Origin of the sequence: Streptomyces sp. NPDC048643, assembly GCF_040650615.1 — a bacterium.
GTDB lineage: Bacteria > Actinomycetota > Actinomycetes > Streptomycetales > Streptomycetaceae > Streptomyces.
The window spans coordinates 34,335-58,429 of the sequence record NZ_JBEZHO010000027.1; the positions used below are offsets into that span (position 1 = coordinate 34,335).

Sequence of the window (24,095 nt, forward strand, 5' to 3'; positions counted from 1 at the left end):
GAAGGCAGTGGGACGAAGCAACGATCGATGAGGCAGCGAGTGCCGTGCGTGTCTCCTTGCCGCGCTCTCTTGGATCCCGGTGCGTGAACCTGGGCATCGATGGTTGTTGCGCTCGGGACTTGGAATTTTGCGGTGCAGTGCCAATCTCTTGCGGTCTTCTGTTCGCCTCAATACTCTCTCCCGCGACAGGCCCGCGCTGCCGCCCCCTGGCTCAACCCGTCGTGCGGGCAACGAAGTTGACGACCAATCGGAGGCGATCCAGATGGGTGTCACGCGTCGAACAGTGCTGCGGGCCGCGACAGTGGCCGGAGTCGCCGGCTCCGTCGGTCTCGATCAGGCGGCGCTCGCGGTGTCCGCCACGGCGGCGAGCGCGCCCGGCGACGTGGTGGGCAAGGTGACCGTCGGGTACCAGGGGTGGTTCGCCTGCACCGGAGACGGCGCACCGATCAACGGCTGGTGGCACTGGGCCCAAAACTGGGGACAGACGCCGTCGGTGTCGAACTCGGCCATCGTGGCCTGGCCGGACTGCCGCGACTATCCGACCACGTACCGAACCGCCTTCGCCAACCTCGGCAATGGGCAACCGGCGGCCCTGTTCTCCTCCTACGACCAGTCGACCGTCGACGTGCACTTCCGCTGGATGAAGCAGTACGGCATCGACGCGGCCGCGCTGCAGCGTTTCAACCCCACAGGAGGCGAGGGGCCGACGCGTGATGCGATGGCCGGCAAGGTCCGCAGCGCGGCCGAGTCCCAGGGCGTCAAGTTCTACGTGATGTACGACGTCTCCGACTGGACGGCCATGCAGACGGAGATCAAGACCGACTGGACGAACAAGATGCGACAGCACGCCAGTTCTTCCGCGTACGCGCGGCAGAACGGCAAACCGGTCGTCTGCATCTGGGGGTTCGGATTCGATGACGGCCAGCGGCCCTTCGCCCCGGATGCCTGCCTGGATGTCGTCAACTGGTTCAAACAGCAGGGCTGTTACGTGATCGGCGGGGTGCCGACCTGGTGGCGTACCGGAGACCGCGACTCCCGGCCCGGATTCTCCGGCGTCTACCACGCGTTCGACATGCTCTCGCCCTGGCTGGTCGGCCGGATCGGCAACGTCAACGACGCCGACAACTTCTACAACGTCGCGACCGTGCCCGATCTCGCCGAGTGCACAGCGTCGAGAATCGACTATCAACCCGGCGTCCTGCCCGGCGGTGTTCGCGACCGGCAGCGCGCCCACGGGGACTTCATGTGGCGGCAGTTCTACAACATGGGCCGCGCCGGGGTGTCGAGCGTCTACATCTCGATGTTCGACGAATACAACGAAGGCAACCAGATCGCCAAGACCGCCGAGTCCCAGGTCTGGGTGCCGACCGGATCAGGATTTCTCGCCCTCGACGAAGACGGAACCGCCTGTTCCTCCGACTACTACCTGAGGCTGACAGGCGACGGCGGACGGATGCTCAAGGGCCAGATCGCCGTCACCGCGGTCCGGCCGACCTCCCCGATCATCCGCGGCGACAACGTGCCACCCTCCGCCCCCGGGGACCTGCGCGCCACCGCCGTGAGCGACACGACCGTGACGCTGGCATGGAGCGCGTCCACCGACGACGTCGGCGTGACGGGCTATCGCATCCGCCGAGTCACGGGGGCCACCGCCACCCCGATCGGAACGGCCGCCGCCAACACCACCACCTTCACGGTGACGGGACTGACCGCCTCGACGGCCTACACGTTTGACGTACAGGCTCTCGACACGGCCGGCGCCGTCTCCGCGCCGTCCGGCCCGGTCACGACGACCACCAGTACGGGTGGCTCATCCCCTGTCAACGTTGCCCTGAACCGGCCCACCACGGGGAGCAGTTACACCCAGTCGTACGCGCCGGGCAACGCCGTGGACGGGAACGCCAACACGTACTGGGAGAGCGCCAACAACGCCTTTCCGCAATGGCTGCAGGTGGACCTGGGCTCCGCAATCGCGGTTCGCCGCGTCGTCCTCGCACTACCGCCCGCCGCTGCCTGGGCCACTCGATCCCAGACCGTCTCCGTCCAAGGGAGCGCCGACGGCACGTCGTTCGGCCAACTGCTGAGCGCCTCCACCTGCACATTCGACCCGTCCGCCGGGAACACGGCCACCCTGACCCTGCCCACGGGCACGACCACACGTCACCTACGGCTCCTCTTCACCGCCAACACCGGATGGCCGGCCGGTCAGGTCTCCGAGTTCCGCGTGTACGGAACCTGACCACGGCTCCGCCACGACGTGATCCCGGATACCTGGCGCCGATCGGCAGGTACTACGGCATGCACTTGGCCACGCTCGGGCAGGACGGTGTCAGCGCGGTTCACGGTGCCTGAGCCAAGCCACACGGTTCGTGATCCGGGTCCGCGGGTCGCCGAGAAGCGGCGTTGTCGGTGTGCTCTGCCAGAGTGGTGCGTCGTGGAGGAGCTGGTCGAGCGTGTCGACGAGCAAGATCGTGTCCTGGGCGTGGTGGTCGGCCGTCGGCGGGCCACCCGGGAGGGTTGGCTGCACCGGGTCGCCGTGACGGTGTGTCGTGATGAGCGTGGGCGGATCCTCGTCCACCGGAGGTCGGAGCAACTGTCGCGCTTCCCCGGGCTCTACGAGGTCATGGTCGGTGGCGCTGTGAATGTCGGTGAGTCTTATGGAGAGGCTGCCGCGCGGGAGCTGGACGAAGAGCTGGGCACTCGTGTGCAGCCGCGCTTGCTGTTCACGTTTCTCAACCGCAGCGGTCTGAGCCCTCACTGGCTCGGCGTTCACGAAGCCGTGGTGCGGGACGCCGTGTCCGCCGATCCCAACGAGGTCGCCTGGCATGGCTGGCTGACCGAGTCGGAGCTGCGGTCGGCTCTGCTGGAGTGGCGTTTCACCCCCGACAGCCACGAAGCCTTCAGCCGGTATCTGACGTTCCGGAGGGCCCGGCCCTGACTTTGCCGGCCCCGCGGGCTGGGGCGCCTACTCGAGGCCAACGCGTTGTGCGTGTTCGTGATAGGGAATACGGATGCTTGGTCGACTCCCGCTCGTTGAGCAACTCGATGGCTTGCGGTTTGCGCTGTCCCAGAACGAGGTCCTGACCGACGTATTGAACCGGGCAACGACGATGGACCTGCCCGGCTGGTATGTGACGGCGGGCTGCCTGTTCCAAACGGTGTGGAACGTCGTCACGGACAGGCCCCCGACCAGCGGCATCAAGGACTACGACATCTTCTACTTCGAAGGTACCGACCTCTCCTGGGAGGCGGAGGATGCCGCGATCAAGGCAGGGCGGAAGGTGTTCGCGGGGCTGCCGGCCGAGGTCGAGATTCGCAACGAGGCACGTGTGCACCTCTGGTACGAGCAGAAATTCGGTGTGTGTTGCCCGCCTCACGAGTCCACCGAGGCGGCGATCGACTCGTTTGCCGCGACGACGTGCTGTCTAGGGGTTCGGCTGGAAGCCCACGGTGCGTGGCGAATCTATGCGCCCCACGGGCTCTCCGACGTGTTCAACCTCGTGGTCCGGCCGAACCCGGTCCTTGCACCGCGGGAGGTCTATGAGACCAAGGCGGCGCGCTGGAAGGACGAGTGGCCGGAGCTCACCGTGCTGCCGTGGCCGGGCTGACGCTCTCTGATGTCCCACGCGGGCGCCCGTACAACCATCGGCGCCGGGGACGGGTCTGCCGTGTCATGCGAAGACTCATCGTCGCCGGCGCCGCGCTGCCGGCCGCCCTCGCGGCCTCCGTCCTTCTGCCCCCGGCCGCCGCCCACGCCCGCACACCCGCGCCTTCCGCCGACTTCAACGGCGACGGCTACGGCGATCTCGCCGTCTCCGCGCCCGACGCGGCGATCGACGGGCACAACCTGGCCGGGGCGGTCGTCGTCACCTACGGCTCGTCCGCCGGGATCAAGTCCTCGCGGACGACGATCGTCAGCCAGAACACACCACGCGTGCCGGGGGTCGCCGAGGCGTTCGACCGCTTCGGCGCGTCCACCGCGGCCGGGGACTTCAACAAGGACGGATACACCGACCTCGCGGTCGGCTCGCCCGGCGAGGACATCCCGCGCGGTGACGACTGGGGCACGGTCACGGTGCTGTGGGGCAGCCCGAAGGGACTCGGCGCGGGCGGGGCGCTGAGCCAGTCGCTGGGCATCGAGCAGACCGGATTCGGCACTGCGGTCACCGCCGGGGACTTCGACGGGGACGGCCATGCCGACATCGCCGCGAGCACGGGCAGCGGCACCCACCTGTGGCTCTACCTCAACCGGAGCACTGGCCAGTCCGGCGAAATGGGCTTCGCGCTCGCCGACTTCGAGGCGTCGGCGGTACCCGCCACCGGCACCGGCGTCACCGCGCTCGCCGCCGGGGACGTCGACGGCGACGGCACCGACGACCTGGCCGCCGTCACCAACCCGCTCAGCGGATCCGGCGGCGCCCTCTACCTCTCCCCAGGTGTTCCGGCGAAGCGCCGCGCGGCGGGCGACCTGCCCCCGGCACTCTCCCTCACCATCGGCGACGTGGACGGCGACGGCCACGGCGACGTCGTGTCCGGGCAGCCGTACGGGCGCGAGGAGGTGCACGGCGCCCGGGACGGCGGCAGCGTGACCGTGCTGCGGGGCTCGGCGCAGGGCCTCGACGGCCGACGGGCGGTCGTGATCACACAGAACACTGCCGGAGTGCCCGGGGTCGTCGAGGAGGGCGACCGCTTCGGCTGGTCCGTCGAGCTCGGCGACGTCAACCGGGACGGACGGGCCGACCTGGCCACCGGCGCCGTCGACGAGGGCGTGGGCCTGACGGGCTTCACCGGTTCCGTCACCGTGCTCCCCGGCTCTGCGAAAGGCCTGACCGGCACCGGCTCGTACGCCTTCCACCAGGACAGCCCGGGCGTGCCCGGCGTGGCGGAGTCCCGCGACTCCTTCGGCGAGGCCCTGGCGCTGGCCGACACCGACCGCGACGGGCGGCTCGACCTGGCCGTCGGCGCGCCCGGCGAGAACGGCTGGTACGGCGCGCTCACCTCGCTGCGCGGCGACGGCTCGCGGATCACCTTCACCCGCGCGGTCGGCTTCAGCGCGGAGACCATCGGGCTCGCCACCGGCGAGGACTGGTATCCCGAGTTCGGCGCGCCGATCAGCGGCTGAGCCCGGACGCTCGGACAAGGGAACGCGTTCCGGTGCGCGCACCACCGGAACGCGCCCGCTTGCCGTTCCAACGCGGTCCGACACGCGGCGGGTTGCGCGCTGATCACGCCCGCCGCCGCGCAGCCCGACCTGCCAGGATCGGCGGGGTGTCCTCACTCCCTCACCCTTCTCTCCGGGTCCGTGGCCGGCGTCGCTCGGCACTCCACGGCTGCTCCTGCGTCCCACCGAGCCCGCCGACGTACCCGGGCAGTCGCGGCTCTGGACCGACCCCGAGGTGCGGTGCCATCTCGGCAGGCCGATGTCTCCACAGGGGGCAGCCCGCGGCTTGTTCCGCGGAGCCGGAAGCCTGACCACTGAGACCGCATGGCTCGGGACATTTCATGAGGCCCTCGGTGTGACATTCGTACCGCCAGACTTGCTGTCTTTGGCCCTGCACCTCGGCTGTCTGGGGTTCGTAGACTTGCAACATGTTCAAGTCGCATAGATCAAAGCCAGGCGATGCCTGGGAAGGCACTGTCGAGGACAAGTCGCGAGGCATGCTCGACGGCGCGAACATGTACCACTTCGTCAAGGTGCGCCGTGGTGACGGCCAGTCCATCAAGGTGCGCGTCGACCGGCGGCTGTGGAAGGCGATCGCGGTAGGCGATCGCATCGTCAAGGAGCCGGGCAGCGCCCCAGCCCAGGGGTAACCGGTACCGGGGCGACAGGCGTGAGGAGCGGGCGGCGAGAGGGTCGCCTGCACCGGTGAGGCCGGAGAGTGTCAGCGGGTGGGTGCCCATCGCGGCGCTGAGCCGGGCGGTCTCCGCGAGGCCGCGGGTGATGAGCAGGGCGCGGAGTTCTCGCCTGGGTGCCGGGCATCAACGGTTGCCGCAGTTGTCCAGCCAGGGCATGTTGGCGTACTTGTCGCCCTTCAGGTAGACGGCGCTGACCCAGTACGAGTAGGTGGCGCCTTTCTTACCCGTACTGACCCACACATCGTTCGTGTATCCGTTGTCGGTGATCGACTCGCCCCATTGCCAGCACAAACCGAGAACCGTGTAATTCGCCGGAAAGACGTCCTCCTTGTGGCTGTGTGAGTCGGGGAGGTCGCGTACATTGACGGCTTCGTACGTGGTGATCATGGTGGCGGCGGATGCCGGACCTGTTGCCATGGTGAGGCAGCCAGCCGAGAGTGCTGCAACGGCTAGAGCCTTGGTGCGGTTCTTCATCATTCCCCCGGTGAAAGTGGTCGTTTCGAGCTGTGCAGCGCCGCGTTGTGTGATGGACTTTGCGGTCGCGGATGCACTCTGCCAATAAATGACCGACCGTGAGGTTCATTTCGATCCCTTTCGAAACGTACCGTCACCTATAAGACATCCGCCGGACCATCCGCTACCCCGATGGGTCGCCCTGCGGCGCGCGTGATGGTGTCACCAAGGTGCGGCGTCGGCTCAGTGTGGTCTGCAACTCGACATCTCCTATCCACAGTCAGAGCGTCCGTTCAGCTGCCGATGAGCGGCCGCGCCGTAGGGGAAGCCATCCGTTCCGGTCCGTCGGCAAGGAGGTCCTGTCCGGCGCAGACAGGCAGCCGGTCGGACGTCGATGTCGTCGCTACGGGCATATCTCCACGCGGATCGTGGCGGCCTGGGAGCAGGCGAGTTCGACGGCGAACGTCCACTCGGCCAGGGTCAATCGGTGGTTGGTAACGGACCTTGAGTCCTTCGACGGCACGGTGAAGGCGCCCTCGCGCTGCGGGGCATGGAGATCACTGTGCCGTTGGGGGGCATGTGATACATCCCGTTCCCGGCAGGGCAGTTGTGCGTGCGGAGGGTCGACGGGTCCGTTGTGGAGGGTCCTCGCCGAGTTCATGTGCTCGCTGCTGTCGATGGGGGCGTACTGTCCGACTCCGGTGGTGCCGCCGGTGGGCATAAGGCAGAGGGGTGAGAAGTCGGTTCAGGCCTCTGGACCAGACCGAACGCGCCCCGTGCACCCTCGCCCAACAGAGCATCGCAGCAACGGGCTTCGGCGACCTGTGCCTCGCCGACGATGTCGCACCCAAGTGCTGCTCATGCTCGAACTGCGCAGCAGCCCAACAGGGTGGCCACGGCGGCGAGTAGTCGGAGACCGCGGGGCGAAGGCGTTGTCACAGGGGTCCCCTACGCTCCGCGTATGACATTCTCCGTTCCCGACGGGCTGCCCGCTGGACGGTGCGTGCCCGCGGATTCGCCGGTCATGTGGCGCTCGGACAAGCCTCCTCACGATCCGCTGGAGGCGTGGACGCACGCCCAGCGGCGGCAGGGCGAGACCGGCCTGTTGCCGGTTCTCTGCTATCCGGACGACGACCGGCCCGAGTTGTCGGCCCTTGCCGTGGTAGCCGCCGTCGACCTGGAGGCCGAGTTGGAAGCCGGCTGGCACGCCGACCGGCGGCGCCGGCTCGGCTGGAAGGAGAACCCGCCCCCACCGGCGCAGGTGCCTGACGACATCGAGCCGTTCCTCGAAGAGTGGGAGGACGATCCGGGCCCACCCTTCGACCATTGGCCAGGGCTCGCGCCGGGTACGTTCCCCGGCTCGGGAGTCGAACCGGAGGAGGCCGCGCGAGCAGCCCTCGCCCACCTTGTCGACGAACACCCGTACGCGCCTGCGGGAGCATGCCTCGCACTCGTCGCCGCCGAGCAAAGCGCCGACATCCCAGCACTGTTGGGCTGGACGAGAGGAGCGTCCCTGCCGTTCCTGTGTGCACTGCTGCGCAGTTGGGAGGACCGCTTCGGGGCGCGGGTCATTGCCGCGATCGGAGCGACGCTCTACGTCTCCGTCGCCTGCCCGCCCCGGAGTCAGGAACAGGCCGACCACATCGCCCTCGAACACCTCCTGACTACGGCTGACAACATCGTCGACGACCCGCCGACACCGTTCCCGGACTACGCGGCGTCCCTCATAGACGCGCCCCTGTGGTGCTTCTGGTGGGACTAAGGGCTGTCCCGTAACTGCTGATGCCGTAGACCCTGGGCCCTTCCTGTCTTGGCGCCAGTCGCCACCATGGGCGTTGTCAGTGGGCGCGGGCACACTGACGTCATGAGCGTTTCTTCGTCTCCCGAAGCCCATGCGTCCCGCACCTCCCCTGTCTGGGTGGAGTCGATGGGCGGGCCTTTGATCGTCGTCCCCGTCTCCGCGTTGGCTGCATGGCGTGGGAGTACGGAGACCGGGGTCATGGCGGGAGACGCCACCGCTCCAGACGACTACGACCGGGCCTGTGCGGTCGAGGATCTGGCCGGTGTAATCAGCGTTGGCGAGAGCGGTGCGCAGGCACTGGTGCTGGCGGACGAGCCGGCCACCAGCTGCTTTCTACCCGAGCATCGGGCCTTCCTGCGGTGGCTTGCGGCTGGCTCCGAGGCCGAGCTGACGGCTGCGGCCAAGGCTGTTCTTGCAGACCCCGCCACCGAGTGGGAGGAGTGCGGCACGTGGTCATCGGACGGTCCAGCCACACTCATGGACTCTGCCGAATCAGGTTCCGCGCTGGACACTGAGTATCCCGGCGGCGGGATGCCCTCCCAGGCATCGGTTGCGTTGCCCGCCGGCCGCTGGAGGGTCCGAGCCACCCATACCAAGGGGGACGAAGAGAACTGGGTCGGCCTGGTCCAGATGCTGCCCATCGATTCCTAATGCCGTTCGTCAAGCCGCGGCGCACGCTTGAGGTAGCGGGCAGGATGTGTCGGAGGTGCGCGGTACAGTCCGTTCATCCGACTGGGGAGGGCTCATGGCGACCAAGTGGAGCTTGACGATCGACTGCGCGTACCCGGCGAAACTGGCCGCGTTCTGGGCGCTGGCGTTGGGCTACGAGGAGAAGCCCGCGCCCGCAGGGTTCGGGAGCTGGGAGGAGTGGTTCTCGCATCATGAGGTTCCGGAGGACGAGTGGGATGACGGGGCGTACCTCTCAGATCCGGACGGCGTGGGCCCCACCTTGTCCTTCCTGAAGGTGCCGGAGCCAAAGGTGGCGAAGAACCGGCTGCATATCGACGTGCAAGTTGGTGGCGGCCGTGAAACCCCATGGGAGGTGCGCTGGCCGCGCGTGGTCGAGGCGGTGGAGCGGTTGACCGCTGCGGGCGCGACCGTGGTCCGCGAGGACGAGTTGCAGGGCAGGCCGGATCACGTGGTGATGGCAGACCCGGAAGGTAACGAGTTTTGCCTGGTCTGACGGGGTCGGTCAGACCAACTGGCCGCGCGCAGCGTCCGCAACCTTTACGGTCACGCAGGCCGGGGCGCCGGCACCAGCGCCCCGCCCCGACCCGCCCTGGCCCGAGCCGATGGGCTCACGCTTTGTGCAGAAGACGGTCTGCGAAAGATCGCGGCCGTCGGCGTACCTTGTCCGTGCTGCTGTCAGCTCAGATCGTTGGCGTGTCGTCGATGACTTCGTGGTGCGGTTCGACTATGAACTTCCAGCCGGCGCTGGCCTCCATGAATCGCACTCGGGTCGGATAGATGTCCAAGGCACGGCGGTCGCGGTTCTGGGCGCTCGCGCTCTTGCGTCCCCGGACCGGCTCTTCGAACAGGTCGACCTTGACGTCCGGCACCGCCACGACTTCCTCGTTCCAGCGCTGCACGATTCCCACGCCGAACGCTTCTCTTGCGGCGGTGTAGAGCGACTCCAGAGCTTCCTTGTTCCCGTTGGGCACGAAGAGCGCGAGGTTCAGGAGCACGCCGGCACTCTGGAGAACCTCGATTTCTTCCCCCGCCTCGTCGGCAACCCAGATCCCACGCTCTTCGGCATTGTTCGGAAGAACCTGAACTTCATTACCGAAGATTGTCCTTGCTGTGAAGGATCCTCCTTCGAAGTACTTTCCCGGCTTCGTCAGGAAAGCAGGAGCGTGGCAGTCGAGAGAAAGGTCGTCCAGCTCCGCCGAGACGAAGATCTCCTCCTGGAGACCCAATTCTGAAACCTCCTCGACTGTGAGACGTCGAGCCATCACTTTTTCGGTGTTCACGCTTTTCTCCTTCTTCGTACGGCCACGGACAGTCTAAAGATCCGCTGCGCGCGCGCCTGGCCACGGCCCCACCGGTAGGCCTGAGTTGGGGTCGAGGTGAGTGGTGCTGACGGCCGATGGCGTTTGAGATCGTCCTGCCACCGTATGGTGCGGCAGTGTCCGGCAGCGCACCCCGTGTGCGTCGGCGTACATCACGGGAGCCGCACGGGGTTCGCGGTCACGACCTTGCCGACGTTCGCCACAGCGGCCGTCAACGCCGCGGGTGCGGATCGAAGGAGCCGCGATGCCACACCGTGCGGATGAATCCCGAGTTCTATCCGGATGTCGTTGCGGCCGGCGGTCTGGCTGCCGCGCTGGAGCCGGCGGCAGCCGGCCGGCCGGGGTGAGCCGCTCGCGCTCGTTCCCGGCCGGAGGGAAACACTCGGTTCGGTAGGTATCGCCACGACAACGCCGCCCCGGCTGCCGCTCGTTGTGTTCCAACGGACCGAGAGTCGTGCCTTCCAGGTCCTGGGTCGGGCCGGCGCCGTCGACACCATGGGGCCCGGTGAGGCCGCCGAGTTCGACACCCGCGTCCCCCTGGTTCGGCAACGCCGAGGGCCACCCCGTCGAGATCCTGAGCCTCCTCGGCCGCCAAGGAGACGCGCACACCTACGCGCCCGCACCGTACGGCCTGCACAGACACCAGAGGCGTCGTAACACCGCGCGCCGGACGATCTCGCTGGAGCGGCCGGCCGACGGGCCAAGACCACAGCTCCCGAGGCCGGCCCGACAACTCCTGAGTCCCGCGGGCCATCCGGGCCGGGGCAGTCCCGCTGGCCGGCCTGCTGGCCGGTCGAAGCGAACGGCTGGTTGAAGCGCTGCAGGTCCACATCTCCACCCGTGCGCCGGCCGAACAGGTCGGCGACATACCTGGGGTCCACGCGCAGACGGTCCGCTACCGCCTGCGCGGCCTCGATGCCCGCCTCACCGGCCCGGACCACAACCTCGCACTCGAAGGGGCCCTGCGCTCGCTGCATTTGCTGGACGACACCGGGACGAGGGTCGTGACCGTGGGCGCGGGTCGCGGTGCCTTACGTGTCGCTGCGCACGACCACACCCAGTACGTCGTTGAACGCTTCTGTCGAACTCGGGTGGGTGTAGATGGAGTTGCGGAGTTCGGATGCGGTGATGCCGTGTCTCATCGCCAGAGCGACCGTATTGATGATTTCCTGTCCATCAACGCTCAATAGCGCGGCACCCAAGATCTTGTCGGTCTCCAGGTCGATCACGAACTTCATCATTCCGCGGGTCTCCTCGACGACATAGGCCCGCGGCATGGCGATGATCTCTGCGACCGGCTGGCTGGTGATCTTCACCCGGTAGCCGGCGGCGCGTGCCTCCCTCTCGGTGAGCCCCACAGTCGCCAACGGAGGGGTGATGAAGAGGGTGTGGGGCACGGCCACCCGGTCTTCGGTACTGCGGAGCCCTTCGCCGATCAACTGGTCGAGGACGATGCGACTGTCGTCGAGAGAGATGTAGGTGAACTGCGGGCCGCCGTTGACGTCGCCGAGAGCGAGGATGTGAGGCTGGCTCGAACGGAGATATCTGTCGACCTGTACCGCTCCGCGATCGGTCACGGCCACCCCCGCCGCTTCAAGGTTCAGTCCTGAGGTCGCTGGGCGACGCCCTACGCCGACCAGGACACCGTCCACCTCGATGACGTGCTTGCTGCCATCGCGCTCGTAGACCATGGTTGCTCCTGCCGGACCATCGGTGACCTCCAGCACACGTGCCGCAGTCGCGATGGTGATTCCTTCGTCGACCAGGATCGTCTTCACGGCGGCGGCGACATCCTCGTCCTCGCGTCGCAGGATGTCCTCCGCGGTCTCCAGCACGGTCACCTCGGAGCCGAACCTGCGGTAGATGGAGGCGAACTCCAGCCCCAAGTAGCCTCCACCAATGATGGCAAGGCGCGGGGGAAGCGTGCTTGTCTCGATCAACTCCGTGCTGGTCAGGACGTATTTGCTGTCCTTGAGACCTGGGATGTCAGGCACTATCGGTTCCGAGCCGGTGTTGAGCAGAATGATGTCGCCTCTGACGGTGAGATGTCCGGCGCCATCACCGACAGACACGGTGTGGGAGTCCTTGAACACCGCGCGTCCGGTCAGGACCTGCACGGTCTCCATTCCGTTCAGACCCTCGAAGTTGCCGGCACGGAAGAGGGCCGTGAGGGCTTGGACTTCGCCGACGGAGCGCTCGTACCAGTCCTGCACCGAGTCCTCTGGCCGACGCTGATTGGCGTGGTGAACGAGCGCCTTGGTGGGAACGCAGCCGACATTGGGGCAGGTCCCGCCGTACATCCTGTCCGACTGTTCGACCAGGATCACCGTCTTGCCCAGCTGCCCGATCCTGGCGGCTACGGCCTTGCCACCCTTTCCGAAGCCGATGACGAGCACGTCAGCGTGCAGTTCGGAGTGGTCGTTGCTCATGGTGACCTCCAGTGATCAAAGGGGCGTGGTGAGGGCGCTTCATGCGAGGGGCTTGCGACAGGTCGTGCGCGTGGTCAACGTGTTCGCCCCCCGGACGGGGCTCCGGCGACATGCCTGGGCACCGGTCGCCTCCCTCTTGAAGTAGGGCTTCCACGGCAGCAGTTGCTGAGTTCAGCCAAGGTGAGCAGGGCGAGAAGGGGCCTCGGACAGGTCGAGGTTGCGGTCGACGCCGTGGGAGACGACGGTCTGCCCCGTCTCGAGGCTCTGCCGCACACCGTCGAGGCGTACGTCGATCTCGTCCGGTTCGAACGACACCATCCCCGAAATGCGGCGTACTTCGGCCCAGGCGTTTTCGTACGACCACGCGGCCCGTCGTGCGCCTGCGATGTCGTAGTAGCTGGCCAGACCCTTGTACGGACAGAACGTCTGCCCCTCGACGGGGTGCAGCGCGGCCCCGTCGACGTCGGTGCGCGGAACGTACCAACGGGGCGCGAATCCTGACTCGTACAGAACGACCGGGTGCTTGGTCTCCGCGATCACCTGGTCCGCGTCGTGCACGACCAGGTGGCGGCTGGTCCTGCGGATGTCGATGCGGTGGTAGGCGTCCGCGGCATGGCCGACGATCCGCTCGTCCTCTTCGTAGAAGGCATCCATGGCGGGCCAGGCGAAGGCGACGCGATCTCGCAGAACCTGAGCGTGCTCGGGGAGGTCGGTGTGCTGCCACGCGGCACGCTCCTTGACGCGATCCCCGGCGCGCACCGTGTACCAGGACGTTCGCCCGAGGTCGCGGTGCCTGGTCGTGTGCTCGGTGCGCTGGAGGACGTCAGCGGTGATGTCTGAAGGCGGGAAGTAGGCCACGGGGTATCGGCCGGGCTCGTGCAGCAGTACGGCCTCTTTACTGTCGGCAATCCATCTTTCTCCGAAGCGGACGCGCATCCTTCGACGCAGCGGCTCGGCGAACAGCATTCGCTGGGGGAGTGGGCCGGGAACGAGGAACCGACCCACAGCCCCCGCGGCGAGTGGTCCTTGCTGCCAGGAAAGGCCCATGGTTCTGCTCCTCTCGGATCGGGCACGGCGCGGCTTCCGGCGCCTGTCAGGTGAGTGGTTCGCCGCCGTCGATATGCAGCGTTACACCGGTGAGGAAAGTGCTGGTCATGGCGAAGAGCACCGCGTTGGCGACGTCATGTGGGGTTCCGATCCGCCGGGCGGGGTTGCGGGCGCTGATGTCGGCGAAGTACTGGGCCTTGGCTTGGTCGCCGAGGGCGTCCCACGCCCCGGTGTCGATGACACCCGGCGAGACGGCATTCACGCGGAGGGGAGCCAGTTCCAGAGCGAGCGAACGGGTCAGTACTTCGGCGGCGCCGTTGGTGATCGCCACCGCCAGGGTGCCGACCGTGATCTTCGATGCCGCGACCCCTGAGAAGAGAGTGAAGGATCCGTCCTGCCGCATCCGTGGAGCCAGGTGCTTGGCCAGCAGGAGCGGGCCGATCACCTTGGTGTCGAAGGAGAGCCGGACGGCGTCACCGTCCAGGTCGCCGAGACGGCCGCGGGCGCGCGCCGATGCGGTGGACACCACGTGGTCGAGGGTCCCGAGCCGGCCTGCGAGGGCGGCGATGGAACCTTCATCGGTGAGGTCGACGGCTTCGGCAGCAATGTCCGGTTCGCCTGCGTAGAAGTCGGCGAGCCCCGGTTGGTGCCTGCCCGCCGCGATGACGCGGGCGCCCGCATCCCGGGCGGCGACGGCGACGGCGTGAGCGATCCCGCCGGCTCGCCCGACGACCAGTACGGACTGCTCATGGAGCGGACCGGTCATGACAGTGCCCTCCCCAGGAACGGCAGGATGATGCTCGATGCCGTATCCAGCCGGCTCTCCAGGAGGAAATGGCCGCCGCTGAGCAGACAGATCTCCGCGTCGTGGGCGTCGTCGGCGAATGCGAGGGCGCCTTCGGGGAGGAAGATCTCGTCGTTGCGCCCCCAGACGGCCAGGACGGGCACCCGGCTTTCCCGCAGGTACGCATGGACCTCCGGATACAGCGGAAGATTGTTGGCGTAGTCGGCGAAGAGCCGCAACTGCACCAAATCGTTGCCGGGCCGGGACAAGAGTGCGAAGTCGTGGTGCCACGTGTCCGGGCTGACCAAGGTCTCATCCGGCACACCGTGCAGATACTGCCAACGGGTGACGTCCAGGGTCAGTGCCTGACGCAGCGCCGCCTCGGTCTCCGCGTTGTGCTCTGCCCAGTAGGCCCGCACCGGCTTCCAGAATTCCTCCGCAAAGCCCACCTCGTAGGCGTTTCCGTTCTGACTGATGATCGCCGTCACGGCAGCCGGATCCCTCAATGCCAGACGCCAGCCCACGGGCGCTCCGTAGTCCTGCACGTACATGGCGAATCGGGAGACCTCCAGTTGGTCCAGCAGCCCCGCCGTCAGCTCCGCCAAGGCATCGAAGGTGTAGTCGAACTCATCGACCGACGGCGCGTCCGACCACCCGAAACCAAGGTGATCCGGAGCGATCACCCGGTAGCGCTCCGCCAGAATCGGAACCAGGTTCCGGAACATGAAGGAACTGGAGGGGAAGCCGTGCAGGAGCACCACGACCGCCCCCTCCGGCGGCCCGGCCTCGCGGTAGAACAGCTTCTGCCCCCCGACAGCGGCGTAGCGGTAGTGGACGGTCGTCATGGCTGCTCCTCTCCGAGACGTTCCACCCAAGGCTGTCGCTCCGCAGACGCTGAGCGCATCCGCCACTGGCTGGCCACCCACGCCGGTTCAACCGCGGAGATACTGTGGTGGTGTGCGAACACCGTCCGACGTGCCCAGGGGGAGAAGAGCTGCGGAACTGACAGGTCGGCACGTCGAATGTGGCGAGCTGGACCGGGTCCTCGAGGTCGTTCGCTCCGGCGGAAGCCAGGCGCTCATGCTGCACGGTGAACCTGGCGCAGGTAAGACGGCGCTCCTTGATTACGCGGCTGTACAAGCGCTTGGTTTTCAGGTCCTCCGCGCTGTCGGCGTTCAGTCCGAAATGGAACTGGTCTTTGCCGGACTGCACCAGCTGTGCTCGCCGGTACTCGAACTGCTGGACCGGATCCCCGCACCCCAGCGCAACGCACTGCGCACCGCGTTCGGGCTGAGCGCCGGACCGCCCCCTGACCGTTTCCTCGTCGGACTGGCCCTGCTCAGCCTGCTCTCCGAGGCCGCAGGGCCACAGCCACTGATCTGCCTGGTCGACGACCTGCAATGGCTGGACAAGGCGTCGGCCCAGGCGCTCGCCTTCGTCGCGCGCCGACTGGGTAGAGAGTCGATCGGCCTGGTCTTCGCAACGCGCCAGAGACACGAGCTCGCCGGAGTGCCCGACCTCCCCGTCCCCGGTCTTCAGGAGGCGGAGGCTCGAACCTTGCTCAACGCGGTGCTGGGCGTACCGATCGACGCCAGGGTGCGGGACCAGATCATCCTGGAAGCGCGAGGCAACCCCCTGGCCCTGCGCGAACTGGCTCGAGGACTGACCCCCAGTGAACTGGCGGGTGGATTCGGCTTCCCTGGCGTGGCACCTCTCGCGAACGGCATCGAAGAGACCTTTCAGCGCCAAGTCGACGCCCTGCCTCCGCAGACCCGAACCCTCCTGCTGATCGCTGCCGCGGACCCCTCGGGCGATCCGGTACTCCTCTGGCGGGCGGCCGGCAGGCTGGGAGTCGACTCCGATGCCGCGGCCCCCGCAGCTGACGCCGACCTGGCCGAATTCGGAGCACGGGTGCGGTTCCGGCATCCGGTAGCCCGCTCAGCCGCCTACCGAGGCGCCTCCGCGCACCAACGACGGGCAGCTCACCGGGCCTTGGCCGAAACCACAGATCAGCAACTCGACCCCGACCGCTACGCGTGGCATCGGGCGCAGGCAGCGGTGGGTCCGGACGAGAACGTGGCCACAGAACTCGAGGAGTCCGCCGACCGCGCTCGAGCGCGCGGCGGTCTCGCCGCGGCAGCCGCGTTCCTCAAACAGGCGGCAATGCTCACGGTCGATCCAGCACAACGAGCTGGACGGGCCCTGGCTGCCGCACAGACAGAGACCCAAGCCGGCGCGCTCGAAGCAGCGCGCGACCTGCTGGCCATGACCGAACTCGGACCGCTCACACCCCTCCAGCAGGCAAACGCCGACGTACTACGCGCACAGCTAGCGTTCATCACCAGCCGGGGCGGCGACGCCCCGATCCTGCTCCTGCAGGCAGCCAAACAGCTCGAACCCATCGACGTGAGGCTCTCCCGAGCCACCTACCTGGACGCTCTCTCCGCTGCCGTGTTCGCCGGCCGACTGGCCAGCCCCGGCGGTCACGTCCGCGATGTGGCAAGCGCCGCCAGTACGGCACCACCCTCACTGCACTCCGTATCCGGCCCCGACCTCCTCCTCGAAGGCACCGCCGCGGCACTCCACACGGAATACGCCGCAGGCGTTCCCACCCTGCAGAAGGCACTCACAGACTTCGGAGCCGGCAGGACGGCCGAGGAGGAACTCCGCTGGATGTGGCTGGCCGCCATCACGGCAATCCGCCTGTGGGACGACACCATCTGGGACCAGCTCTCCATCCGCTACCTTCAACTGGCCCGTGAGATCGGGTCCCTCAGCGAACTGCCCCTGGCCCTCACCCAACGCGCCTACACGCTCCTGTTCGCCGGTGATCTCCCTGCCGCAGCGGCGCTGATCGACGAATTGCATGTGGCCAAGGAAGCGACCGGAAGCGGCCTCGCCCCCTACGGGGCCATGGCACTGGCCGCGCTACGCGGCGACGAAGACGCAGTCGCCGCCCTCACAGCCGCCACACTCAAGGATGCGACCCAGCGTGGCGAAGGTATCGGCATCACCTTCGCCGAGTGGGCCAAAGCCCTCCTCTACAACGGCCTCGGCCGATATGAGGAAGCCGCAGCCGCAGGTCAAAACGCCACGGCCTACGACAAAGATCTAGCAGCACTCTGCTGGCCGCTGCCCGAACTCGTCGAAGCGGCAACACGCTGCGGGATGAAAGAGGTGGCCGCAAAGGCCTGCGACCAACTCGGCGAAATGGCCCGGGCGGCGGGTAGCGACTGGGCCCTGGGCGTGGAGGCACGCTCACGCGCACAACTCAATGAGGACGATTCAGCAGACCTGCTCTACCTCGAAGCGATCGCCCGGCTCGGCAAGACCCGACTGCGAGTTGACCTGGCCCGCGCCCATCTGCTGTACGGGGAATGGCTGCGCCGTAGACGGAGACGGGGCGACGCGCGCAGGCACTTGTCGACAGCCCACACCATGCTGAACGAAATAGGAGTCACTGCGTTCGCCGAACGAGCAGGCCGCGAACTGCGCGCCGCTGGGGGAAACACGGGCAGGCGGGTCCTGCCCGCCAGGAACGAAACCCTGACACCGCAGGAAGCACAGATCGCCAGGATGGCCCGTGACGGCTTGTCCAACCCCGAGATCGGCAGCCGCCTCTTCATCAGCGCGCGCACTGTCCAATACCACTTGCGCAAGGTCTTCACCAAGCTGGGCATCGCCTCACGCAGCCAGCTCGACAGCGTCCTGGCGACACCGCCGACACACGTGACCCGCTCGGACTCCACCGACCACGAAGCAAGAACCTGATTCACCATTCGGCCATCCACTGATCAAGTCGGGCGACCGCTGCGCCCCAAAGGGGCAAGTTCGGGGGCACAGAGGACAGCGCCAACACACGGCGCCTCCGCCCGCGGCGCTGATCTTTGCCATCCAGCCGAGTCGTCGCAGATCAGCCGACCGTGTCAGTGTCCGGTCGCATACTGACGCCCATGCAGATATCGGCGTACACACTCAAGCGGGCCTGGCACCAGGTGTCCGCGGGCTCTGACGTGCTCGACGACGCGATGCTCCCGCCCATCGGCACCTCACCCGACCAGTACGAGCAGCACGTGGGCGAGTCGCACGGTGGTCTCTTCCTGGTCCTGGACGACGACGGCACGGTGCACGGCCACATCGGTCCCTATCGGGAGGTATTCGTCACTCAGGACCTCGATCAGGTGCTGTACTTCGCCGCCGAGGACGCGGTCCGCAAGCTTGCCGAGCACATCGTGGCCCGGTCCCCGGGGCGCGGCCCGGTGGCCAACCTCGTCTCCGGGCAGGCCGAACTGCTGGACCGGATCGACCTCGCCTGGGGCAGCCGATTCCGCAACGGCGGCATGGACGGTACGCAGACCTCCGCTGCGTGCGGGCGCGACCCGCTGGAGCGACTCGCCTGGATCGCCGGCAGCTGGCGCGAGCAGGACCCCTACACCCACCTGGCCTTCTTCCGCGGCGAGAGCATCAGCGCTGAGCAGATCGCCCTGCTCCACGGAGCCGACCCCGCACAGGTCGCCGCCGGGACCCGTCTTGCGGATCTGCGCAGCACGGACGGAGGGGCCTTCGACTACTGGGACATCGTCTGGGAAACCTGCTGCTACGGGCAGGCCGGCGACTGGGCGTTCCTGATGTACCACGAGACCCCCGACTTCGGGCCCGATCTTGAGGCTCTCTCCCGGCTCGGTGTCACCGAGACGGTGCACTTGAGCGCCACCTCCGCAAAGGCCATCTACACCTTCGACTACATGCGTGACGGCCGCCGTATCGACGACGACTGGGGCGTCCTGGAGCTGATCTGGTACGACCGGGGCCGCGCCCCGTACTTCCGAGGCGGTCAGCTCGACTTCCTCAACCAGGCCATACGCCGTGCCGAACTGGACCACCCTGAACTCACCAGCGAGTTCGAGCTGTACTTCCACGCCTTGGAGGACGCTCTCGCCCTCCAACTGCCGCGGCAGGACATTCAGGAGGGAACGGTCCGGGCAGCGCAGTGGACACGCCGCGACAGTTGACGGTTTCATCCTGAGACCCGGCGAAGGTCGTGGCATCTCAGGGCAGCCCGCCTGCCCGTGTGCGTGGTCCCGCCTCGACGGCTGCGCAGACATGAAGCCGCCAAATCGTCGGCGACGGCGACCTGTTCGCCTTGACGGTGTCCGGCGACAGCATGATCGACGCGGAGATCTGTGACGGAGACATCCTGACCGTCCGGCGCCAGACAGTGCCGACCACGGTGACATCGTGGCCGCCCTGCTGGCGACGACGAGGCCACGGTCAAAGTCCTGCACCGGCAGGAGCAGGACGGCACGGTCTGGTTGATGCCCCGCAACCCAGCCTACGAGCCGATCCCCGCCGACGACGTCCAGACCCTCGGGAGGGTCGTCGGCGTCCTGGGCGTCCTCTGCACCCAGAACCGGCCCGGCCGGGCCGCGATCAGGCGCTACGGTGCTTCTGCGCCGAGGACTTCTTTGCCGTCGTCTTTGCCGCGGTCTCCTTCGTGGTTCTCCATCGCGGTCTTCTTGGCGGCCGCCTTCTGCTTCGGCATCTCGTGCACGGTGGCGTCCTCACCGTCTGTGGCTTTCTCCTTGTTCCACCGATTCCTGGAGCGCCGCCATCAGGTCGACGACCTTGCCCGGCTCGCGGCCGTGGCGGGAGGGCGACGGACCGAAGCCGAAGGTACGGTCTCACGGCCCCCCACCGATCCGCCCGAGCTGTGGGTGCGCCAGAACGGGAGCTGGAGGTGGGCAACCGTGACCGCTCGGCAGGAAGGGCCCGACGGCCGCATCGTCGACCAGGTCTTGATCGACACCGACGGAACAACATCAAAGTCCCGCCCACCCCCGGCCCGATCTGCCCCCAGGAATGGCGGGCGAGCCCAACTGGGGGAACCCCAGCGCGTCATGTCATCTCGGCTCTCACGGACGGTCTGGTACTCTCCGCGACGTCGGTCTGTGAGCTATTCGAGGCATGAGGAGGTGGGTTGATGAACGTCGGGTTCGGCGCTGCCGCGCGCAGTGCTTCCGCCATCCCCGCCTTCCGGGCCCGGGGCTGACGCCGCGACCCTTCGTCCGTTCAGTTCTCCGGGTCCTTGATCTCTCTCGACAAGGAACCTCTTCTCGCCATGAGCGACTCTTCGTTTGACCTGACACAGTTTCAGGACCGTATAGCCGTGAGCAGTGCACCGCGCGCCGCGGCCTACCCGGCCGACTGGGTTCTCGAGAACCAGATGGGGCCCAACCCCCTCTGGCTCGTCGAGGAGCTGACCGCCACGATGGATCTCCGGCCGGGCATGCGTGTCCTCGACCTCGGCTGCGGGCGGGCCCTGACGTCCGTCTTCCTCGCCCGCGAGTGCGGCGTCCACGTCACCGCCGCAGACCTGTGGATCGACCCGTCCGAGAACTGGGAGCGGATCCGCGCGGCCGGCGTCGAGGACTCGGTCGTCCCGCTGCGCGTCGACGCGCACGACCTGAAGTTCGCCGAGGGGTACTTCGACGCGGTGGTGTGCGTCGATGCCTACGAGTATTTCGGCACGGATCACTGGTTCCTGCAGTCCCTGCTGCGGTTCGTGCGGCCCGGAGGGCAGATCGGTGTGGTCACGCCGGGTGTGACGCGCGAGCTGGACGGGCGCGTGCCCGAGCACCTCGCGCCGTGGTGGGACTGGGAGTACAACGGCTGGCACACCCCGCAGTGGTGGCGGCGGCTTTGGGAGTCCTCGGGGAAGGTGGACGTCGACCGTGCGGACCTCCTCCCGGACGGCGCGGCGCACTGGCTCGCCTGGGAGGAGGCGGTGCTGGAGACCGATCCCGGGGAGCGTGCGGCCGGGGTCGTCGCACTGCTGCGGGCGGATGCGGGTCAGACGCTGGGGCTCGCACGGGTCGTCGCCTCGCGGCAGCCCGAAGAGACGGGCGACGGTGGCGGGCGGGTCTCGCTGTGGGCGTCGCCTGTGGTCGAACCCGGTGTGCTGGCCGAGCGGTTGGCGCTGCCCCCGTATCCGCGCAGCGCGGCGTACGACCCGGCGTGGGTGATGGCCAACGTGATGGGACCGCATCCGCTGTGGCTCATGGAGTGGCTGACCGGCGCGATGCGGCTGGAGCCGGGGATGCGGGTGCTCGATCTCGGCTGCGGAACGGCTCTCACCTCGGTGTTCCTGGCCCGCGAGTTCGGCGTGCACGTCACAGCGGCCGACTTGTGGATAGCCCCCGGGGACAACTGGCGACGGGTACGGGAAGTCGACACCGGCGTGGGAACGGTGACGCCTCTCAGCGTCGAGGCACACGAACTCCCCTTTGCGGCCGGCTACTTCGACGCGGTCGTGAGCGTGGACGCCTATCACTACTTCGGGACGGACGTCCGCTACCTGCCGACGCTGGCACGGTGCGTGCGGCCGGGCGGGCAGATCGCGATGGCGGCGCCGGGGACGAGGATCGACTTCGACGCCGAGCCGGTGCCGGAGCATTTGTCGCAGTGGGCGGCCGACGCGGACTTCTGGACGTTCCGGACCGCCCAGTGGTGGCGACGGACCTGGGAGCGGAGCGGGGTGGTCACGGTGGAGACAGCGGACGCCTTGGAGGACGGCTGGCGGGAGTGGTTGCTGTGGAACCGCACCTGCGCGGAGTTCGCCGACCCGGAGTGGACATCCGGTCCGGCCCGGGAGGATCCGATCGTCGCTGACACGGGGCGTGTGCTGACCCTCACCAGGGTGGTGGCGTCCCGGGACTGACCCCCGACACCGCGCGCCGTACCAACAAGGCCGGGCCCGGACTCCACTGAGGAGCCCGGGGCCGGCCGCGTCAGCGGCGCGTATCGCCGCCGGGCAGCCGGTTCAACGTCACAGGCCCGGGCCTTGAGGGGTCGCCGCCCGGCGCGTGGAGGTCCTCGCGACGCAGACCGCGTACTGGCCGGCCCGCGACGCGCGCCGGGGCGCACACCTCGGGCAAGCCGCCGCGGCACTCGGCCTGGATGAGCGCGGGGTGCGGGCGCTGCTGGCCTCCTTCGGCCGCTGTAGCCCCTCCCACTGAAGGGCGAGTGGGTCATTGCCGCAGGCGCCAGGTGCCGTAGAGGCGGGCGGCGGTGAAAGCGGAGAAGCCGGTGTCTCCGACGGCGCGGTAGACCCCTGCGAACGGGCCGCGACGGCGAAGAGGACCACGCCGTAGACACCCCTGATCGCGAGAGGGCGGATTGTGATTGATTTGTGCGCAATAGATGCGGAAGATGATCTCAATTGTTCTCGTCAAACTTTGAAACGGTCACAAGAAGATCACTAAGGTGAGGTCTCGAACCTTCGCACGGACAATCGCTCGCAAGGAGTGAGTGGCGGTGAAGGGGGCGCCGTCCACGGGCAGTTGGGCGGGCGCTGAAGGAAGAAGGAGCCTGTCTTCGTGGCGCTTCACCGCCGACCCAAGTCACCCAGCCGCGCCCGCGTCACGGTGATGACCGCGACCGCCGCCGCTGCCGTGGCGCTCACCTCGCAGGCCGCCAACGCGGCCCCCAAGCCGGCGAAGAGCGAGGTGAAGTCCGAGGTCGACAAGCTCTACAAAGAGGCGGAGCGGGCCACCAACCAGTACGACGGGGCCAAGGAGAAGCAGGAGAAGCTTCAGAAGGAGATCGCCCTGCTACAGGACAAGGTCGCCCGCGAGCAGGACGAACTCAACGAACTGCGCGAGGGCATCGGCGCGATGGCCAGCGCCCAGTACCGCTCCGGCGGCATTGACCCGTCCGTCCAGCTGCTGCTCTCCGCGGACCCCGACGACTACCTCGACAAGGCGTCAACGCTGGAGTCACTCTCCGCGCAGCAGGTGGAGTCGCTGCAGAAGGTCCAGGCGAAGCAGCGCGAGCTGGCCCAGCAGCGTGCCGAGGCCGCGCAGAAGCTCAAGGACCTCGCAGATACCCGCACCGAGTTGGGCGAGAAGAAGAAAGAGGTGCAGGGCAAGCTCAGCAAGGCGCAGAAGCTGCTGAACACGCTGACCGCGGCCGAACGCCAGGAGATCGCCGACGCCGAACACCGGGCCAGTCGGACAGCCGCGCAGCAGGTCGACCTCGGCAACGAGGTGGCCGCCTCCCCGTTCGGCGCCGCTGCGCTGAACGCCGCCGCCACGCAGATCGGCAAGCCGTACGCCCGGGGCGGCACGGGCCCCGGCTCCTACGACTGCTCGGGCCTTACACAGTGGGCGTACGGGGAGGCTGGGGTCCAGATATCCCGCGTCACCTACACGCAGGTCAACGACGGAACGCGGATCGGCATGAGCGCGCTCAAGCCCGGTGACCTGGTCTTCTTCAACAACACCGAGCATGTCGGCCTCTACGCGGGCAACAACCAGGTGCTGCACGCCCCGTACCCGGGCGCCTATGTGCGCTACGAGTCGATGAGCACCATCGGATCCTTCCAGTTCGGCGTGCGCATCGCGGGCTGAGCGCACAGGCATCCGCTCCTTGGGGTGTGCTGCGCTGCTCGATACGTCGCCCGACGGGTCAATCCAACGCCCGGCCGCGCCACGGGTTCCTGCATGCCTTCCCAGAACCGCCCGCATCGACGGCACCCCGGAACGTCAGGGGGCCGTCAGGTCACGCCGTAGCCCCACGCTCGATCGACTCGAGACACTTCGTGCACGCCGTCACGGCTGTCCGCCGCCCGGTCTCCGAACGACTCTCAGATGAGCTGGGCGAGGACGGCAGCGAACGACTGGTAGGTGTCGCGCACCCCGTCGGTGTCGTGCAGGCGG

Annotated in this window: 18 protein-coding genes and 3 pseudogenes; 14 read left to right on the top strand and 7 right to left on the bottom strand. The window is 67.8% G+C overall.

From position 1 onward, the window contains the following. Positions 1–262: 262 nt before the first annotated feature. The 5 genes from AB0C62_RS24920 (at position 263) to AB0C62_RS24940 (ending at position 5,811) form a co-directional block, all read left to right on the top strand. On the top strand, positions 263–2,239 hold the full coding sequence (locus tag AB0C62_RS24920; protein ID WP_362976596.1) for a discoidin domain-containing protein: 1,977 nt from the start codon (positions 263–265) through the stop codon (positions 2,237–2,239). Between the two features lie 195 nt (positions 2,240–2,434). Further along, the gene (locus AB0C62_RS24925) at positions 2,435–2,938 is read left to right on the top strand and encodes an NUDIX domain-containing protein (protein ID WP_362976598.1); all 504 of its coding nucleotides are present in this window, start codon (positions 2,435–2,437) and stop codon (positions 2,936–2,938) included. 73 nt (positions 2,939–3,011) lie between these two features. Further along, on the top strand, positions 3,012–3,608 hold the full coding sequence (locus AB0C62_RS24930; protein ID WP_362976600.1) for a nucleotidyltransferase family protein: 597 nt from the start codon (positions 3,012–3,014) through the stop codon (positions 3,606–3,608). A 65-nt stretch (positions 3,609–3,673) separates the two neighbouring features. Then, positions 3,674–5,122: an FG-GAP-like repeat-containing protein gene (locus AB0C62_RS24935; protein ID WP_362976602.1), complete on the top strand. Its 1,449-nt coding sequence runs from the start codon at positions 3,674–3,676 to the stop codon at positions 5,120–5,122. Positions 5,123–5,589: 467 nt separating this feature from the next. Further along, the gene (locus AB0C62_RS24940; protein WP_362976604.1) at positions 5,590–5,811 is read left to right on the top strand and encodes a hypothetical protein; all 222 of its coding nucleotides are present in this window, start codon (positions 5,590–5,592) and stop codon (positions 5,809–5,811) included. A gap of 12 nt (positions 5,812–5,823) precedes the next feature. On the opposite strand, the pseudogene AB0C62_RS24945 reads toward AB0C62_RS24940, so the two are convergent. Together AB0C62_RS24945 and AB0C62_RS24950 are read right to left on the bottom strand one after the other, a co-directional pair. Next, positions 5,824–5,946 (bottom strand): annotated as a pseudogene (locus AB0C62_RS24945) (glycerol-3-phosphate acyltransferase); the annotation flags it as partial. 33 nt (positions 5,947–5,979) lie between these two features. Beyond that, positions 5,980–6,333: an SH3 domain-containing protein gene (locus AB0C62_RS24950; protein ID WP_362976606.1), complete on the bottom strand. Its 354-nt coding sequence runs from the start codon at positions 6,331–6,333 to the stop codon at positions 5,980–5,982. A gap of 937 nt (positions 6,334–7,270) precedes the next feature. Between AB0C62_RS24950 and AB0C62_RS24955 the strand changes: the two genes are divergently transcribed. The 3 genes from AB0C62_RS24955 to AB0C62_RS24965 all read left to right on the top strand — a co-directional run bounded on the left by AB0C62_RS24955 (position 7,271) and on the right by AB0C62_RS24965 (position 9,293). Further along, positions 7,271–8,071, top strand: coding sequence for a DUF4253 domain-containing protein (locus AB0C62_RS24955; RefSeq protein WP_362976608.1), 801 nt, complete (start codon positions 7,271–7,273; stop codon positions 8,069–8,071). Between the two features lie 102 nt (positions 8,072–8,173). Beyond that, positions 8,174–8,761, top strand: a complete 588-nt coding sequence (locus AB0C62_RS24960; protein WP_362976610.1) for an Imm21 family immunity protein — start codon at positions 8,174–8,176, stop codon at positions 8,759–8,761. A 94-nt stretch (positions 8,762–8,855) separates the two neighbouring features. After that, positions 8,856–9,293 (top strand): VOC family protein, encoded by a 438-nt coding sequence (locus tag AB0C62_RS24965; RefSeq protein WP_266309316.1) that lies wholly within the window; start codon positions 8,856–8,858, stop codon positions 9,291–9,293. A 187-nt stretch (positions 9,294–9,480) separates the two neighbouring features. On the opposite strand, the gene AB0C62_RS24970 is transcribed toward AB0C62_RS24965, so the two are convergent. Further along, the gene (locus tag AB0C62_RS24970) at positions 9,481–10,080 is read right to left on the bottom strand and encodes a hypothetical protein (RefSeq protein WP_362976614.1); all 600 of its coding nucleotides are present in this window, start codon (positions 10,078–10,080) and stop codon (positions 9,481–9,483) included. A gap of 809 nt (positions 10,081–10,889) precedes the next feature. Here AB0C62_RS24970 and AB0C62_RS24975 point away from each other — a divergent pair. Continuing rightward, positions 10,890–11,099 (top strand): annotated as a pseudogene (locus AB0C62_RS24975) (PucR family transcriptional regulator); the annotation flags it as partial. Positions 11,100–11,150: 51 nt separating this feature from the next. Here AB0C62_RS24975 and AB0C62_RS24980 read toward each other — a convergent pair. The 4 genes from AB0C62_RS24980 to AB0C62_RS24995 form a co-directional block, all read right to left on the bottom strand. Beyond that, positions 11,151–12,548 carry an FAD-dependent oxidoreductase gene (locus AB0C62_RS24980; protein ID WP_362976616.1) on the bottom strand — a complete coding sequence of 466 codons (1,398 nt, stop codon included), beginning with the start codon at positions 12,546–12,548 and terminating at the stop codon, positions 11,151–11,153. Positions 12,549–12,719: 171 nt separating this feature from the next. Then, positions 12,720–13,595 (bottom strand): DUF427 domain-containing protein, encoded by an 876-nt coding sequence (locus AB0C62_RS24985; RefSeq protein ID WP_362976618.1) that lies wholly within the window; start codon positions 13,593–13,595, stop codon positions 12,720–12,722. A gap of 46 nt (positions 13,596–13,641) precedes the next feature. Next, positions 13,642–14,361, bottom strand: coding sequence for an SDR family oxidoreductase (locus tag AB0C62_RS24990; RefSeq protein WP_362976620.1), 720 nt, complete (start codon positions 14,359–14,361; stop codon positions 13,642–13,644). After that, positions 14,358–15,224: an alpha/beta hydrolase gene (locus tag AB0C62_RS24995; RefSeq protein ID WP_362976622.1), complete on the bottom strand. Its 867-nt coding sequence runs from the start codon at positions 15,222–15,224 to the stop codon at positions 14,358–14,360. The genes AB0C62_RS24990 and AB0C62_RS24995 overlap by 4 nt, the downstream gene beginning before the upstream one ends. Before the next feature lie 112 nt (positions 15,225–15,336). Between AB0C62_RS24995 and AB0C62_RS25000 the strand changes: the two genes are divergently transcribed. The 5 genes and pseudogenes from AB0C62_RS25000 to AB0C62_RS25020 all read left to right on the top strand — a co-directional run bounded on the left by AB0C62_RS25000 (position 15,337) and on the right by AB0C62_RS25020 (position 23,786). After that, positions 15,337–18,150 (top strand): AAA family ATPase, encoded by a 2,814-nt coding sequence (locus AB0C62_RS25000; protein ID WP_362976624.1) that lies wholly within the window; start codon positions 15,337–15,339, stop codon positions 18,148–18,150. A gap of 182 nt (positions 18,151–18,332) precedes the next feature. Beyond that, positions 18,333–19,391, top strand: coding sequence for a hypothetical protein (locus tag AB0C62_RS25005; RefSeq protein WP_362976626.1), 1,059 nt, complete (start codon positions 18,333–18,335; stop codon positions 19,389–19,391). A gap of 98 nt (positions 19,392–19,489) precedes the next feature. Then, positions 19,490–19,778: pseudogene (locus AB0C62_RS25010) on the top strand (S24 family peptidase); the annotation flags it as partial. Between the two features lie 767 nt (positions 19,779–20,545). Next, positions 20,546–22,096 (top strand): methyltransferase domain-containing protein, encoded by a 1,551-nt coding sequence (locus AB0C62_RS25015; protein ID WP_362976628.1) that lies wholly within the window; start codon positions 20,546–20,548, stop codon positions 22,094–22,096. Between the two features lie 658 nt (positions 22,097–22,754). Beyond that, positions 22,755–23,786, top strand: coding sequence for an NlpC/P60 family protein (locus AB0C62_RS25020; protein ID WP_362976630.1), 1,032 nt, complete (start codon positions 22,755–22,757; stop codon positions 23,784–23,786). The last annotated feature ends 309 nt before the right edge of the window (positions 23,787–24,095 follow it).

Excerpts from the sequence above, each read along its gene's own strand:
- AB0C62_RS24955 (WP_362976608.1), top strand. The coding sequence starts at position 7,271 with ATGACATTCTCCGTTCCCGACGGGCTGCCCGCTGGACGGTGCGTGCCC.
- AB0C62_RS24965 (WP_266309316.1), top strand. The coding sequence starts at position 8,856 with ATGGCGACCAAGTGGAGCTTGACGATCGACTGCGCGTACCCGGCGAAA.
- AB0C62_RS24980 (WP_362976616.1), bottom strand. The coding sequence starts at position 12,548 with ATGAGCAACGACCACTCCGAACTGCACGCTGACGTGCTCGTCATCGGC.
- AB0C62_RS24940 (WP_362976604.1), top strand. The coding sequence starts at position 5,590 with ATGTTCAAGTCGCATAGATCAAAGCCAGGCGATGCCTGGGAAGGCACT.
- AB0C62_RS24950 (WP_362976606.1), bottom strand. The coding sequence starts at position 6,333 with ATGATGAAGAACCGCACCAAGGCTCTAGCCGTTGCAGCACTCTCGGCT.
- AB0C62_RS25005 (WP_362976626.1), top strand. The coding sequence starts at position 18,333 with ATGCAGATATCGGCGTACACACTCAAGCGGGCCTGGCACCAGGTGTCC.
- AB0C62_RS24960 (WP_362976610.1), top strand. The coding sequence starts at position 8,174 with ATGAGCGTTTCTTCGTCTCCCGAAGCCCATGCGTCCCGCACCTCCCCT.
- AB0C62_RS24990 (WP_362976620.1), bottom strand. The coding sequence starts at position 14,361 with ATGACCGGTCCGCTCCATGAGCAGTCCGTACTGGTCGTCGGGCGAGCC.
- AB0C62_RS24930 (WP_362976600.1), top strand. The coding sequence starts at position 3,012 with ATGCTTGGTCGACTCCCGCTCGTTGAGCAACTCGATGGCTTGCGGTTT.
- AB0C62_RS24985 (WP_362976618.1), bottom strand. The coding sequence starts at position 13,595 with ATGGGCCTTTCCTGGCAGCAAGGACCACTCGCCGCGGGGGCTGTGGGT.
- AB0C62_RS24920 (WP_362976596.1), top strand. The coding sequence starts at position 263 with ATGGGTGTCACGCGTCGAACAGTGCTGCGGGCCGCGACAGTGGCCGGA.
- AB0C62_RS24935 (WP_362976602.1), top strand. The coding sequence starts at position 3,674 with ATGCGAAGACTCATCGTCGCCGGCGCCGCGCTGCCGGCCGCCCTCGCG.
- AB0C62_RS24995 (WP_362976622.1), bottom strand. The coding sequence starts at position 15,224 with ATGACGACCGTCCACTACCGCTACGCCGCTGTCGGGGGGCAGAAGCTG.